Source organism: Agrobacterium sp. FDAARGOS_525 (genome assembly GCF_003938925.1).
In the GTDB taxonomy this organism is placed as follows: Bacteria; Pseudomonadota; Alphaproteobacteria; order Rhizobiales; family Rhizobiaceae; genus Agrobacterium; species Agrobacterium pusense.
Genome location: NZ_RKIU01000003.1, coordinates 1,239,394 through 1,253,843, shown reverse-complemented (window position 1 = coordinate 1,253,843; position 14,450 = coordinate 1,239,394). Strand labels below are relative to the sequence as shown.

Annotated in this window: 17 protein-coding genes; 13 read left to right on the top strand and 4 right to left on the bottom strand. The window is 58.8% G+C overall.

What is annotated here, in order from left to right; all coding sequences use genetic code 11:
• The first annotated feature begins 109 nt into the window (after positions 1-109).
• The 3 genes from EGT36_RS07265 (at position 110) to EGT36_RS07255 (ending at position 2,273) form a co-directional block, all read left to right on the top strand.
• Positions 110-457, top strand: a complete 348-nt coding sequence (locus tag EGT36_RS07265; protein WP_035206648.1) for an ArsC family reductase — start codon at positions 110-112, stop codon at positions 455-457.
• Between the two features lie 12 nt (positions 458-469).
• On the top strand, positions 470-946 hold the full coding sequence (ybaK, locus tag EGT36_RS07260; RefSeq protein WP_004439416.1) for a Cys-tRNA(Pro) deacylase: 477 nt from the start codon (positions 470-472) through the stop codon (positions 944-946).
• An 88-nt stretch (positions 947-1,034) separates the two neighbouring features.
• Positions 1,035-2,273, top strand: a complete 1,239-nt coding sequence (locus tag EGT36_RS07255; protein WP_037089433.1) for an aminopeptidase — start codon at positions 1,035-1,037, stop codon at positions 2,271-2,273.
• Between the two features lie 6 nt (positions 2,274-2,279).
• Here the strand turns inward: EGT36_RS07255 and pecM are convergent, their stop codons facing one another.
• Positions 2,280-3,143, bottom strand: a complete 864-nt coding sequence (gene pecM, locus EGT36_RS07250) for a 4-hydroxybenzaldehyde efflux transporter PecM (RefSeq protein WP_006699718.1) — start codon at positions 3,141-3,143, stop codon at positions 2,280-2,282.
• A gap of 81 nt (positions 3,144-3,224) precedes the next feature.
• Between pecM and EGT36_RS07245 the strand changes: the two genes are divergently transcribed.
• From EGT36_RS07245 to EGT36_RS07235, 3 genes are all read left to right on the top strand, one after another.
• Entirely contained in the window at positions 3,225-3,725 is a 501-nt protein-coding gene (locus EGT36_RS07245; protein ID WP_037089606.1) for a MarR family winged helix-turn-helix transcriptional regulator, read from the top strand.
• A gap of 103 nt (positions 3,726-3,828) precedes the next feature.
• Positions 3,829-4,536 carry a FadR/GntR family transcriptional regulator gene (locus tag EGT36_RS07240; protein WP_004439405.1) on the top strand — a complete coding sequence of 236 codons (708 nt, stop codon included), beginning with the start codon at positions 3,829-3,831 and terminating at the stop codon, positions 4,534-4,536.
• A gap of 53 nt (positions 4,537-4,589) precedes the next feature.
• On the top strand, positions 4,590-5,792 hold the full coding sequence (locus EGT36_RS07235; protein WP_037089435.1) for a mandelate racemase/muconate lactonizing enzyme family protein: 1,203 nt from the start codon (positions 4,590-4,592) through the stop codon (positions 5,790-5,792).
• Here the strand turns inward: EGT36_RS07235 and xseA are convergent, their stop codons facing one another.
• On the bottom strand, positions 5,793-7,391 hold the full coding sequence (gene xseA / locus EGT36_RS07230; protein WP_037089436.1) for an exodeoxyribonuclease VII large subunit: 1,599 nt from the start codon (positions 7,389-7,391) through the stop codon (positions 5,793-5,795). It lies immediately after the preceding gene.
• 188 nt (positions 7,392-7,579) lie between these two features.
• Here xseA and EGT36_RS07225 point away from each other — a divergent pair, with 188 nt between their 5' ends.
• On the top strand, positions 7,580-7,822 hold the full coding sequence (locus tag EGT36_RS07225) for a hypothetical protein (protein WP_037089439.1): 243 nt from the start codon (positions 7,580-7,582) through the stop codon (positions 7,820-7,822).
• Between the two features lie 13 nt (positions 7,823-7,835).
• Complete coding sequence (locus EGT36_RS07220) at positions 7,836-8,207, top strand: hypothetical protein (RefSeq protein WP_037089441.1); 372 nt, start codon at positions 7,836-7,838, stop codon at positions 8,205-8,207.
• On the opposite strand, the gene EGT36_RS07215 is transcribed toward EGT36_RS07220, so the two are convergent.
• Positions 8,204-9,187, bottom strand: coding sequence for a Gfo/Idh/MocA family protein (locus EGT36_RS07215; protein ID WP_037089444.1), 984 nt, complete (start codon positions 9,185-9,187; stop codon positions 8,204-8,206). The genes EGT36_RS07220 and EGT36_RS07215 overlap by 4 nt on opposite strands.
• Before the next feature lie 178 nt (positions 9,188-9,365).
• Between EGT36_RS07215 and EGT36_RS07210 the strand changes: the two genes are divergently transcribed.
• From EGT36_RS07210 to EGT36_RS07195, 4 genes are all read left to right on the top strand, one after another.
• A complete protein-coding gene (locus EGT36_RS07210; protein ID WP_037089447.1) occupies positions 9,366-9,926 on the top strand; it encodes an isochorismatase family protein in 561 nt (186 codons plus the stop codon).
• Positions 9,926-10,909 (top strand): GlxA family transcriptional regulator, encoded by a 984-nt coding sequence (locus EGT36_RS07205; RefSeq protein WP_006699725.1) that lies wholly within the window; start codon positions 9,926-9,928, stop codon positions 10,907-10,909. Before EGT36_RS07210 ends, EGT36_RS07205 begins: the two co-directional genes overlap by 1 nt.
• A 107-nt stretch (positions 10,910-11,016) precedes the next feature.
• A complete protein-coding gene (locus tag EGT36_RS07200; RefSeq protein WP_037089449.1) occupies positions 11,017-11,967 on the top strand; it encodes an aldo/keto reductase in 951 nt (316 codons plus the stop codon).
• A complete protein-coding gene (locus EGT36_RS07195) occupies positions 11,968-12,411 on the top strand; it encodes a GNAT family N-acetyltransferase (RefSeq protein WP_037089452.1) in 444 nt (147 codons plus the stop codon).
• Here EGT36_RS07195 and EGT36_RS07190 read toward each other — a convergent pair whose 3' ends face one another.
• The gene (locus tag EGT36_RS07190; RefSeq protein WP_004439376.1) at positions 12,412-13,302 is read right to left on the bottom strand and encodes a LysR family transcriptional regulator; all 891 of its coding nucleotides are present in this window, start codon (positions 13,300-13,302) and stop codon (positions 12,412-12,414) included.
• A gap of 116 nt (positions 13,303-13,418) precedes the next feature.
• On the opposite strand from EGT36_RS07190, the gene EGT36_RS07185 reads away from it, so the two are divergent.
• On the top strand, positions 13,419-14,420 hold the full coding sequence (locus tag EGT36_RS07185) for an aldo/keto reductase (RefSeq protein ID WP_006699728.1): 1,002 nt from the start codon (positions 13,419-13,421) through the stop codon (positions 14,418-14,420).
• Positions 14,421-14,450: the final 30 nt, after the last annotated feature.

The window sequence follows — 14,450 nt, the reverse complement described above, 5'->3', positions numbered from 1 at the left end:
TGGCTCAGGCTTGGCGTCTTCAAAAGGACGCAGGGCGCCTCAGCCGGCGGGTTGAATAAGGCGGATATTTTGTTATGCCGGAAAGCTTGAATACAAAGAGGCTGGCAGCATGACGATCATCATTTACGGCATCAAGAACTGCGACACGATGAAGAAGGCCAGAAGCTGGCTGGAAACCCATGGCGTCGACTATTCTTTCCATGACTACAAGGCCTCGGGCATTGACCGCGCCCATCTGGAGACATGGTGCGATGCCGCGGGCTGGGAAACGGTTCTCAACCGCGCTGGTACGACCTTCAAAAAACTCGATGACGGCCAGAAGGCTGGCCTGAGCCGCGAGAAGGCCATTGCACTGATGCTGGAGCAGCCCTCCATGATCAAGCGTCCGGTGCTGGAGGCGAAGGGCAAGATAACCGTCGGTTTCAAGCCTGAAACCTACCAGACTCTTTTTGCGTGACTGCAATCTGCCATGTCCAAAACAACCCGCGCCACCCAGATGCTGAACAAGGCGGGCGTCGCCTTCACCACCGTTACCTATGATTACGACCCGAATGCAGACCGCATTGGCCTGCAGGCGGCCGAGGCGATCGGCGAGCCACCGCATCTGGTGCTGAAAACGCTGATGGCGGAGCTGGACGGCAAGCCGGTCTGTGTCGTCGTCCCTTCGGATCGTGAGGTCAGCATGAAGAGGCTTGCGGCCGCTTTCGGAGGCAAATCCGCCAGCATGATGAAACCTGCCGATGCCGAGCGTGCCACCGGTTACCATGTCGGCGGCATCAGCCCTTTCGGGCAGAAGAAACAGGTGCCTACGGCCATCGAGGCCGAAGCGATGACGCATGATTATGTCTACATGAATGGTGGGCAGCGCGGCTTGCAGGTGAGGCTTTCTCCCCGAGATGCCCAAACGGCACTGAAGGCCATTGCCGCACCGCTGGTCGCCGATTGAGGCGCAAGGGGCGCGCCTGAAAGCGTTTGGCTTTCAGAAGGAATGGGCTATGGTCGGCGCCTCCGATTGAAATAGACGAAGGCAGATCATGACTGTTTCCCCCATCGATCCCGTCAAACTCGAAAAACTGGCCGAAGTCGCCATCAAGGTCGGTCTGCAATTGCAGAAGGATCAGGATCTGGTGATTACCGCGCCGTTGGCAGCGCTGCCGCTGGTGCGATTGCTGACAAAACATGCCTATATGGCGGGCGGCGGACTGGTTACCACCTTTTACTCCGACGAAGAAACCACGCTTGCCCGCTATCGCCATGCGAGCGACGCCAATTTCGACCGGGCTTCCGGCTGGCTTTATGATGGCATGGCAAAGGCCTATTCGAACGGCGCGGCGCGGCTGGCAATTGCCGGCGATAACCCCATGCTGCTGGCCGAACAGGACCCCGCCAAGGTTGCCCGCGCCAATAAAGCAAACTCCACCGCCTATAAGCCGGCGCTGGAGAAGATTTCCAACTTCGACATCAACTGGAACATCATCTCCTATCCGAACCCCTCCTGGGCAAAGCAGGTGTTTCCCGACGTGACGGAAGACGAAGCGGTCCGCAGGCTTGCCGACGCCATCTTCGCTGCCTCGCGGGTGGATCTGGCTGATCCGGTCGCCGCATGGGCTGAGCACAATGCCAACCTTGCCAAGCGCTCGGCGTGGCTGAATGGCGAACGTTTCGCTTTACTGCATTTCACCGGCCCCGGCACGGATGTGAAAATCGGCCTGGCGGACGGCCACGAATGGCATGGCGGCGCCTCCACCGCCAAGAATGGGGTCACCTGCAACCCCAATATCCCGACCGAAGAAGTGTTCACGACACCGCACGCGTTGCGCGTCGACGGTTACGTCTCCAGCACCAAGCCCCTGTCGCATCAGGGAACGCTGATCGACGATATCCAGGTGAAGTTCGAGGGTGGACGCATCGTCGAAGCCAAGGCTTCGAAGGGCGAAGCTGTATTGAACAAGGTACTCGACACTGACGAAGGCGCGCGGCGTCTCGGTGAAGTGGCGCTGGTGCCGCATTCCTCGCCGATTTCGGCAAGCGGCATCCTGTTCTACAACACGCTGTTCGATGAAAATGCCTCGTGCCACATCGCGCTCGGTCAGTGCTATTCGAAATGCTTCCTCGACGGCGCGTCGCTGTCGCAGGATCAGATCAAGGCGCAGGGCGGCAATTCCAGCCTGATCCACATCGACTGGATGATCGGCTCCGACAGGGTGGATATTGACGGCGTGAGGCCGGATGGCTCCACGGTTCCTGTCATGCGCAAGGGCGAATGGGCCTGACGACACCTATCTCGGCAACTGGCTGCGCTGACTGAGCCAGATGCTGAAGAGCACCGCAACGAAACCTGCGATCTGCGCTGGCGTGAGGCTTTGGCCGAGCGCCAGCCAGCCGAGCAGGGTTGCAACGACCGGGCTTAGAAAACCAAGCGATGCGGCGGCGGAAGGTTCGATGCGGGCAAGTCCGCGGAACCACAGAAAATAGGTCAAGGCAGCGCCGATAAGACCCAGATAGGCCATGCCGAGAATATTGGCGGCCGTCGGCGTCGGCAGTGCGGGTTCAAAAAAATACGCGACCGGCAGCAGCAGGATACCACCGGCTGTCAGTTGCCAGGCGGTAAACGTCAGGTTCGACACCGGCGGACGCCATTTGCGGGTCAGCACTGTTCCAAAAGCCATGGACACGGCACCGGCAAGGCCTGCCGCCACGCCGATACCATCCATCGCAGCCCCCGGCGCCAGAACCAGAAGCGCCACACCGACAATACCCAGAAAACCGGCCGCGATAGCCAGCGGCCGGACCGGTGTCGCGAGAAACAGCCGGGAAAGGCCAATCACGATCAGGGGCTGGACCGCGCCCACCGTTGCCGCCACGCCGCCGGGCAGCCGATAGGCCGAAACGAAAAGCATCGCCCAGAAGAACGAGAAATTCAGTGCCCCCAGAATGAGGCTGCGCGGCCACCAGATACCGTTTGGCAGTTTTCTCACGAAAAGCAGCAGCAACACGCCAGCCGGCAATGCGCGCAGCATGGCGACATGCAGAGGGTATCCATGAGGCAAAAGCTCGGTGGTGACGAAATAGGTCGTGCCCCAAATAGCGGGAGCAAGAGAAGTCGTCAGCACATCGGCGGCATAGGCTGTATTTTTCTTCATTTCAAGAATCTCTATATCAAGACAAATGCACCCTAAGTGATTTTATCTTGACGTCAAGATACTAATTGTTATGCCTTGATGATGAGCAAAGAACCACTTGACCGCGTCGATCACATTCTGGCGCAATGGCGCAGGGAGCGGCCCGATCTCGATGTCGAACCCATGGCGCTGCTGGGGCGCCTGAACCGTCTCACGACCCATCTAGCGCGAGAGGTGGAGACCGTGCTGCTGAAGCACGGACTTTCCTCCTCCGCTTTCGATGTTCTAGCGACATTACGGCGTTCCGGATCACCCTACCGGCTTTCCCCCGGCGATCTGCTGGCGATGACAATGGTAAGCTCCGGCACCATGACCAACCGCATTGACCAGCTCGAAAAAGCTGGGTTTGTGAAGCGCATACATAATCCCGACGACCGGCGCAGCGTCTTGATATCGTTAACAGAACCGGGATTTTCGATTGTCGAGGAAGCGGTCGGCGCACATGTCGAAAACCAGCAGCGTCTGGTCTCCAGTCTGAGCGAGGAAGAGCGCACGACGCTGAACCAGCTGTTGAAACGGTTCTTGCGGGATTTCGAAGCATAGGCATTTCCGCTGGCAAACATAATGCTCCGTGATGCCGCTTGTTTCGCGCCCAAAAATCCTGTAAGCAATTTTCCGTAAACCTGTACTACAGGTTGGAGGAAAAATGTTAAGTGCCATTTCGCATGAATCCGGCCTCGTCAGCAGCACGATCGGCGCGATCACCCGTCATATCCGCGAAAACGAACTTGCGCCCGGCGCCAAGCTCCCGAGCGAACTTTCGCTCTCGCAGCAGCTCGGCGTTTCCCGCACCGTCGTCCGTGAGGCCTTCCGGTCCCTATCGGCCATGCGGCTGATCGATGTCAGCGCCGGCAAACGCGCTACGGTGGCGACGCTGGATCATGGTGCGATGTCGCTGATGTTCGAACATGGCATTCACACTGAGCAGATCAACATTCAGCAGATCTACGATGTGCGCCGCACGATCGAGGTCAGAACCGTGACGCTCGCGGCGCTCAGACGAACGGATGCGGAAGCGCTCACCATTCTCGACCATGCCAACAACATGGAGCGGGACTTTGGCGACAATGACAAGGTCATGGAACATGATCTGGCGTTTCACCTTGCTGTTGCAAGAGCCTCCAAGAACCCGGTTTTCGAACTCATTCTCGGCGCCTTTCAGAATGTGACGCGCCAGACGTGGCCGATCGGCTGGAAAAGCCGCACATCCGATGCACAGCGACATGCTGCAGGCGAACTTCACATCGCCATCGGGCAGGCCATTGCCGCCGGTGACCCGCAAACCGCTTCAACGCTGATGGCGCGTCATTTCGATGAAAGCGTTCACGCGCTTCTGGCGGCCGGCATCGCCTGATTTTTTCAACGCAGTCCCAGACGGAAACTGACTGCCTCTGGAGGAGACACTTCATGAAAATCACCAAACTCGAGACCGTCCGCGTGGCGGAACGGGCAAACCTGCTCTGGGTTCTGGTCCATACGGATGAAGGCATTACCGGGCTTGGCGAAACCTTTTATGGCGCCGAGACGGTGGAGACCTATGTGCATGAATATATTGCACCCAGGGTCATCGGCCGCGATCCGCTGCAGATCGACCTTCTGGCGCAGGATCTCGTCGGTTATCTCGGCTTCCGCTCATCCGGTGCGGAAGTGCGCGGCAATTCGGCATTCGATATTGCGCTTTGGGATATTTTCGGCAAGGCCACCAACCAGCCGATAGCCCAGCTGCTCGGTGGTTTCAGCCGCAAGGAAATCCGCACCTACAATACCTGCGCGGGCACGGAATATATCAAGAAAGCCACCGGCCAGCAGACGGCCAATTACGGCCTCTCCGGTGGCAAGGATTATGACGATTTGAACGGCTTCCTGCATCGCGCGGACGAGCTTGCCCATTCGCTGCTGGAAGACGGCATCACGGCCATGAAGATCTGGCCTTTCGATGCAGCGGCGGAGAAGACGCGCGGGCAATATATCTCGATGCCGGACCTGAAGACTGCGCTTGAGCCGTTTGAAAAAATCCGCAAAGCGGTGGGCGACAAGATGGATATCATGGTGGAGTTTCACTCCATGTGGCAGCTTCTGCCCGCCATGCAGATCGCCAAGGCGCTCACGCCATACCAGACCTTCTGGCATGAAGACCCGATCAAGATGGACAGCCTTTCCAGCCTGACGCGGTATGCCGCTGTTTCGCCCGCACCGATTTCCGCGTCCGAAACGCTTGGCTCCCGCTGGGCCTTCCGCGACCTGCTCGAGACAGGTGCTGCCGGTGTGGTGATGCTTGATATCAGCTGGTGCGGCGGGATTTCCGAAGCGCGCAAGATTGCCTCGATGGCGGAAGCCTGGCATCTGCCTGTCGCCCCCCATGATTGCACCGGGCCGGTGGTGCTCTGCGCCTCCACACATCTGTCGCTCAATGCGCCGAATGCGCTGGTGCAGGAAAGCGTGCGTGCCTTCTACGAGACCTGGTATCGCGATCTCGTGACCGCATTGCCGGAAGTGAAGAACGGCATGATCACCGTGCCGCCCGGCGCTGGCCTCGGCATGGAGCTGCATCCCGATATCGAAAAGACCTTCACCGTCAGCCGCCGTTTTTCAGATGCGGCATCGATCTGATCAGAACAGGCTGCCCTGGTTGCCAGGGTCCGAAGAAGCCGGTTTGACCGGCTTCTTTTTCAACGCGACGGGCGTATCCGGGGACGGCGTCCTCTCTCCCGTTGTGATGGCGGAGACGCGACCGTCGGCAAATTCCATAGAGACGACAGCGCCTGACGCGATAGCCGCCGCACGAGTCAGCGGCCGGTTCTCATCATCGCGGATCACCGCGTAGCCGCGATTCAGCACGTTCTTGTAGGACAGCGATTGCAGGATACGATCATGGGCGGCGAGACCCGAACGGTTCTGCGCCATGCGATGCAACACGGCGGTATCGGCGCGGCGAGACGCGGTGACGACGCGTTCCTTCTGCCGCTCCAGTTGGCCGAGAAGTCGGGCGGGGAGCGAACGCAACGCGGAATCGAAAGCATCAACGCGGCCCTTGCCCTGCAACAGGCGGCGTTCCACAAGGGTCTCAGCCCGGTGCATACGTTCAGTAATCCGCTGCCTGTGGTGTTTGAGACCATTCAACAGGGTTTCCGGCCTGAGACCCGAGGCAGAACGTTCGAAGGCACGGCGCTTGTTGAGAGCTGTTATTTCCAATCCGCGACCGAGACCGCTCGCGGCTTCGTCGAACCGGCGGCGCGGCAAAGCAAGAAGCTGATCAAGCGAAGGCAGCGCGCGCACCAGCGCCCGCACACCTTGACGGCGATTGTCCATCTGCCGCAAGACCGAACCGGAAAGGCGGGCAGCGAGGCTCGACAGCTGCGCTTCGAGTTCCGCCCGCACCGGCACCGCCATTTCGGCGGCTCCCGTCGGCGTCGGGGCGCGCACGTCGGCGGCATAATCGATCAATGTCGTATCGGTCTCGTGTCCGACGGCGGAAATCAGCGGGATTTCGCTCTCGGCAGCGGCGCGCACGACGATTTCGTCGTTGAAGCTCCACAAATCTTCCAGACTGCCGCCGCCGCGGGCAACGATTAGCACATCGGGACGGACAATTTCACCACCGGGCTGAAGCGCGTTGAAGCCGCGAATGGCGTTCGCCACCTCCTCACCCGAGCCTTCGCCCTGCACTTTGACCGGCCAGACGACGACATGGACCGGGAAACGATCCGAAATGCGGTGGAGAATATCGCGGATGACCGCGCCCGTTGGCGAGGTCACAACTCCAATGACGCGCGGCATGAAAGGCAGGCGGCGCTTGCGGGCCGGATCGAACAGCCCTTCCGCCGCCAGCCGCCGGCGGCGATCTTCCAAAAGCGCCATCAGCGCGCCGGCGCCGGCAGGCTCAAGGTTTTCGATGACGATCTGATATTTCGAGGAACCGGGAAAGGTGGTGATCTTGCCGGTGGCGATGACTTCCATGCCCTCTTCCGGGCGGAATTTCAGCCGCGAGAAGGTGCCCTTCCAGATCACCGCATCGATGCGGGCGCGATCATCCTTCAGTGAGAAATAGGCGTGTCCTGACGAATGCGGCCCACGATAACCAGAAATTTCGCCCCGCACCCGCACCTGTTCGAACGCCGTCTCCACCGTGCGTTTGATGGAGCCCGACAGTTCGGAGACCGAGAATTCGGCAAGATTGCTCAATGCGGCGTGGGAGAAGATATCGCTCATGCCTTTTTGTAACCAAAAGCCGTCGATTCGGAAATGCCAGCGCCGGCCAGCGCTTTTTTAACCGCGATGAAACCATATCCTCAACTACAGAGTTAGGAAAATGGGGAATGGAGGAGAAAACAAGGGTTCGTTAGGGAAGACGGCGTTACGTCTGTCCCAGGCCCGGCAACCAAAGAGGAGGCGGCATCATGATTTTTCTCACCGCCACAGTGCTTGGCGTAACCGCAGTTGCGTTACGTTCGGTTTTCGGCATCGTTTTCATTTGCATGATGATTATCGGTGCCTATGGCGTGGCGATTGCACTTTCTCCCACGGCCGTACCGCTGATGTCGCTGCTTCTGGCACTCGCCGGTTACAATTTCGGTGTCGTCGGTGTCGTTATCAGCCTTCTCGTGCTGCAGCGCCCGCGTTCCACTCAGCCAACCCTCTAAAAGCCCCCCGGCCTTGAGGCTTCCGCGCTTTGCCCTTACCGAGATTTGCGGGCTGGCCGCCGACATCATCGTTACCTGCCTGCTTATGCTCTATCTCGGCGTTGCTCCGCTCGTCGCCCGCGTGCCCGGCGCGGCAACGGGGCTCGCAACAAGCTGGCGGCTGAACCGGGTCAATGCTGCGGCATCAGTTAGGCCGAACGGTTTTTTGATGAACGCCGTAACTTTCACTTCACGTATTGTCAGCGTCGGGCTTTTTGCGCTGCTGCAATGGCGCAACCCCCTGGTGCAACCGCTCGTGCCACTTGTCTTTTCAGCATTCGCGGCACTGGTGCTGGCGCTTTACGGCTATTGGCGGCTTCAAAGGCAACGGCAAGAGCGAGACTAAACCGTTTCCCAGCCGTCCTTTTCCGCCGCCCGGTAGATGGCGTCGATGAAAAGCTGGTTCTTCCTTGAGCTTTCCAATGTGACGACGTCGCCCTCACCTTTCGCCGCACGGGCAAAGGCTTCCGCTTCCAGCTTGTACTGACGGCTGTCCTGAAACCGGAAGATTTGCGAGGCGTTATGGGTCTGATTGGTTAACTCGATCTCTTCCGCACCCCACCGATTGGCGTTGAAAGGCGACTTTACCTCGATGTAACCGTCCGTGCCGTGAAAGACCATGAGCTGGCGGGAGGCGAGTTGTGTCGCCAGATAGAAGCTCAGTTCAAAACCGCCGAAATCGGCCCTGACGCTAGCGTAGATATCCGTGCCGAATTCACTGTCGCGTTCGACGGTTGCTTGCACACGTTTCGGTTCCGCACCGGTGGCAAATCGCGTCACGATCGTCGGGTAGACGCCGATATCCGGCAGGGCGCCGCCGCCCAGTTCGGGAATATTACGCATATTACCGGGATCGCGATTGAAGTAGGTGAAAGCGCCCTGCACATGTTTCAGCGAACCAATTGCGCCCGAAGCCAGCAGTTCTTTCACTTTCGCCCAGACCGGAGCGTAGGCCACCATGAAGGCCTCGGATACGATAACGCCGTTACGGTCGCGCGCGGCGATAAGGGCGTCTATCTCCTCGGCCTTTAATGAAATCGGCTTTTCGCAAAGAACATGCTTGCCGGCATCAGCCGCCCTGACGGTCCATTCCACATGCTGCGAGGTGGGAAGCGGAATATAAACCGCATCGATGACATCAGAAGCCAGCATTTCTTCATAGGAGCCGAAAGCGTAGGGCACTGAAAAGCGATCGGCCACCGCGCGCGCTTTGGCAGGATCGCGGCTGGCGATGGCGCTGACCACACAGTTCTGTGCATCCTGTATTGCCGGAATAACGTGGTCCTGAGCGATTTTCGCCGTTGAGATTATTCCGAAGCGCAGCATTCCGTTCTCCCGTTCTGTCATTCCTGGAAACTTAGCACCGCCACACACTCTGGCAAGCCGCGGCAGCGCGACTGATAAAGAATGGCCGAATTTGTCCGGTCATTGTCGGTCTGGCTGCTTTTATACGTACATCAAAAGGGAAATGATGCTAGATATGAACCCAACGGAGAACCGTGAAATGTCCTCTTCCAACACCGCGCTGCTTGTCATCGACGTTCAGGAATCCTTTCGTCACGCCCCCTACTTTGATGAAAGCGGCCTCTCGCTTTATCTTGAGAAGCAGCAGGCGCTCATCGATGGCGCCAAAGCTGCTGGTATTCCCGTTGTGCAGATCTTCCATGTCGATGGTGACAAGGCCTTCTCAAAAGACAGCGGTTACATCCGTGCACTTGAGGGCGTAAGAATTACCCCAGATGTCACCTTTCACAAGAACCGCCATTCGGCCTTTGCCGGCACCGGTCTTGAAATCTGGCTGACTGAGAAGGGCATCAACCGATTGATCGTCTCCGGCATCCGTACCGAGCAATGCTGCGAAACCACGACCCGGCACGCTTCCGATCTTGGTTACAAAGTCGACTACGTCAGCGAAGCGACGCTGACTTTCCCGATGACACATGCTTCCGGCACCGTTTTCAGTGCGGAAGATATCCGCAAGCGAACCGAACTGGTGCTGGCTGGCCGCTTCGCGCGCATCGCAACTGTCAGCGACGTGCTTGCAACCATCAAAGAGGCCGCCTGATGGATGAGGGCGGCACCCGCGTCGTTCCCTTTTATACGCTTGTGCCGCCACATGCGCTGTTGCTCGATATAGCCGGCCCGCTTGAGGTGATCCGTTATGCCAACGGGGAACAGCGCGACATTCATTTTGACTGCCGGTACATTGCTGCGAGCGACGAACAACAAACTTCCATTGGTCTTGCGCTTGCCCGGCTTGAGAGCTTGCCGGCGACGTTGCCGGAAAATGCTCTTCTACTGATCTCCGGGAGCACATCACGCTTCGACAGTGATCCGGGAACGCAGCGTGAGCGGCAGGCGCTGGCGACATGGCTGCGCCGTGCAGTGCGTCCCGACACCACGGTGATTTCCATTTGCTCCGGCGCGCTTCTGGCGGGCGAAGCGGGCCTTTTCGATGGACGCAACTGCACGACCCATGCCGACTGTATAGAGGGGCTACGCCGCATTGCGCCATTGTCACAGGTGGCCGAAAACCGCCTTTTCGTGGAGGACGGCAACCGTTTCTCCAGCGCCGGTATTTCCACCGGCATCGACCTGATGCTGCATGTGGTCTCCCGGCTGACATCGCCTGCGGTTGCGGCACGCATCGCCAAAACCATGGTGGTTTATCTCAGGCGTAGCGGTAACGATCCGCAAATCTCCCCCTGGCTCACAGGCCGCAACCACATCCATCCCGCCATTCACCGGGTGCAGGACCGCGTGATGGCCGAACCGGCGCAGGACTGGTCGCTGGAGCGGCTAGCGGATATCGCCGCGCTCAGCGAAAGGCATCTCTCACGTCTGTTTCGCGAGCATGCCGGCATCAGCGTCATCGATTATGTCAACCTGATGCGGGTCAACCTCGCCCGTGATATTCTCGCAAACAGCCGCCTTGATATGGAGGCCATTGCCGAACGGGCGGGTTTTGCCTCCGCCCGGCATTTGCGGCGGGTCTGGCAGCAGCATAACCGGTATCCGCCCAGCCACTATCGCGGCTTTCACGCCTGATAATCTCGGACCTCCCGCAGCCTGATGATTGCCATCAAAGGAATTGAATGGTTATGCCGGCGGGCAGTTGCTAACCTTGCGATAAGACAGCAACAGGAGCATTCCCCGTGGAAAAACGAAGCCTCGGCCGCACCGGCCTCTCCATCGCCCCCATCGTCTTCGGCGGCAACGTGTTTGGCTGGACAGCGGATGAAAAGACGTCCTTTGCCCTGCTTGACGCCTTTTTTGATGCGGGGTTCAACGCCATCGACACGGCGGATGTCTATTCCGCCTGGGTGGATGGGCATGTGGGCGGTGAATCCGAGGCCATCATCGGCAAGTGGCTGAAACAATCCGGCGTCAGGCGCGAGGACGCGGTGATCGTCACCAAGGTAGGTTTCGACAATCGCGGCCAGAAGACCGGTCTCAGTGCCAAGTGGATCGCCGAAGCCGTCGAAGCTTCGCTGAAGCGGCTTCAGACTGATTATATCGACCTTTACCTCGCGCATAAGCCGGATGCCGACGTGCCGCTGGAAGAAACACTTGTCGCCTTCGCAAAACTGAAGGAACAGGGAAAAATTCGCGCCATAGGCTGCTCCAACTATTCCGCGAGCCAGCTTCAGGATGCGCTGGACACGGCAGAAAAAAATAATCTTCCGCGTTACGACGTGCTGCAGCCGGAATACAACCTCTATAACCGCAAGGATTTCGAAGGCCCGCTTGCCGAGCTTTGCCAGAAGGAAGAGATTGGCGTCATCAATTATTACAGCCTAGCGGCCGGCTTTCTGACCGGGAAATATCGTGCCAAGGCCGATACAGAGGGCGTCGCCCGCAGCTATCGCGTGGGCGAATATGTCAATGCCCGTGGCCTTGCCGTCCTGGGGGCCATGGATGCGGTGGCAGTCGAAACGGGGGCCAAGCTTGCAGATATTGCACTGGCCTGGCTGTTGAGAAAGAAGGCGATAACCGCGCCCATCGCCAGCGCCACCAGCCTGTCCCAGCTCGAAAGCTTCAAACGCGCCGTCGAGTTGACCTTGACGGATGAGATGATGACGCTTCTCGACAAGGCGGGTGCATAAATGGAGCTTGTAATTCGCGATGCGCAGCCGGCTGACCGGGCGGAATGGCTGCGCCTGTGGAACGACTATCTCGCCTTTTACGATGTCGATCTCGCCGACGAGGTAACCGACCATACCTGGGAGCGCATTCTCGACCCCGCCTCGCGCGTTTCGATTCGGGTGGCAATGCTTGGCGACCGCATGGCCGGTTTCGCCATTCACCACTTCCATGATTCCACCTGGGTGAAAACGCCTGACTGCTATCTGGAAGACCTTTTTGTCGATGGCGAAATCCGCGGTAAGGGGACGGGCCGGGCGTTGATGGACGACCTTATCGCTATCTGCAAGGAAAAGGGCTGGTCCAGGCTTTACTGGAACACCGGTGAGGACAATCACCGCGCCCAGAAGCTCTACGACAGCTACGTGAAAAGCGACGGCCATATCCGCTATCGCATCACCTTCTGATCACCCCCGGAAGCGGAAGAAATCCACGAAGGCCCTCAGCGCCGGACGCATCTGCCGGCGCGAGGGGTAATAGATGTAAAATCCATCAAACGGCGCGCACCAATCCTCGAGAACGCGGATCAGCCTGCCCTCCCTTATATCGTCTTCGACACGCTGTTCAAAAACGAAGGCAAGCCCTGCGCCGTCTATCGCCGCCCGGCGAATGAGACTCTGGTCCGACAGGATCAGCGGCCCCTGAACGTCGACCACAAGCGCTTTGCCATTTTTCTCCAGCTCCCAGCGATAGATCAATCCACTCGCAAAACGCCGGCGGATGCAGCGATGCCGGATGAGGTCCCTCGGATCACGGGGAGGCGGATTTTCCGCAAAATAGGACGGTGCGCCGACAATCGCGCCACGCCAGGCCCCGCTCGCTTTCACGGCGATCATATCTGCATCGAGATGTTCCCCGAGACGAAGCCCGGCATCGAAACCTTTTGCGACAATATCTTCAAAGCGATCATCGGTCGAAATTTCGAGGGAGATTTCGGGGTAGAGCCGCAGGAATTCCCCCAGCCGGGGCACAATAAGATCTTCAGCGGCAAGTCTGGGGAGAGTGATGCGCAAAGGACCTGCGGGTCGACCGCCCTGTTCGGCAAGGGTATCGATGACGGCGTCGATATCGGCAAGCGCCGGACCCAAGGTTTCGAGAAGCCGCTTTCCCTCCTCTGTCGGAGAAACGCTGCGGGTGGTACGGTGAAGTAGCCGCAGGCCCAGGCTCGCCTCCAGCGACGAGACCGCATGGCTGACGGCGGAAGGGGCAATGCCGAGTTCGGCAGCCGCCTTGCGAAAGCTCCGGCCTTCGGCAACGGCGGAGAGAACGGCCAGTTGGGAGAGTTGCACACGGTTCATTGTTCTAAATTATAGAACAACCCACGCGGATTTGCAGTGATTATTTTTGCTGCTCTCATTCGCTATGTTCCCATCACGCCCTGATGACGGGCGGTTCCTTATGGAAGGACGAACAGATGAAAAGCAGAACCCTTGGAGACAATCTGACCGTATCGGCGCTCGGCCTCGGTTGCATGGGAATGACCCATGCCTATAGCCCGACGGGCGATGAAAGCAGTGCGATCGCGACGCTGCATCGCGCTGTTGACCTCGGCGTTACATTTTTCGATACGGCGGAAGTTTATGGGCCCTACACGAACGAAATTCTCCTCGGCAAGGGCCTGAAGCCTTATCGTGACAGGGTGGTGATTGCCACCAAGTTCGGCTTCAAGATTGATGGCAGCAAACCCGCGGGCCAGATGATGGTGGGAACGGACGGTCGACCGGAAAATGTTCGTGCCGTCGCCGAAGCCTCCCTCAAGCGCCTCGACGTTGACGCCATCGACCTCTTTTACCAGCACCGTGTCGACCCGGATGTGCCAATCGAAGAAACTGTTGGGGCGATGGCGGAGCTGGTGAAGCAGGGCAAGGTAAAACATCTCGGCCTCTCCGAAGCCAGTGCCGAAACGCTTCGAAAAGCCCACGCCACCCACCCGATTGCCGCCATTCAGAGCGAGTACTCGCTGTGGACCCGCGACCCGGAAGAAAATGGCGTGCTGGATACCTGCCGTGAGCTGGGCATCGGTTTCGTACCGTTCAGCCCGCTTGGGCGCGGTGCGCTGACCGGAGCGCTGAAATCGCTGGACGGACTTGCAGCCGATGATTTCCGGCGTGGCCTGCCGCGTTTCCAGGGTGAAAACTTCGACGCGAACCTGGCGCTGGTCAGACTTCTGGAAGACATGGCTGCCGAAAAGGGTGTGACTGCCGGGCAACTTGCATTGGCCTGGGTGTTGGCGCAGGGGCATTTCATCGTACCGATCCCGGGCACCACGAAGATTGCCAATCTGGAGAAAAACGTCGCGGCCGCTGATGTGTCCCTGACGCCGGAAGAAGTCGAAAGCCTTGGCGCGTTGCTGGCTCCGTCCAAGGTTGCGGGCGAACGTTATCCCGAACGCATGTCACAGATGGCCAATCGTTAAAAAACAAAAAGCCGCGGTGGTTGCCGCGGC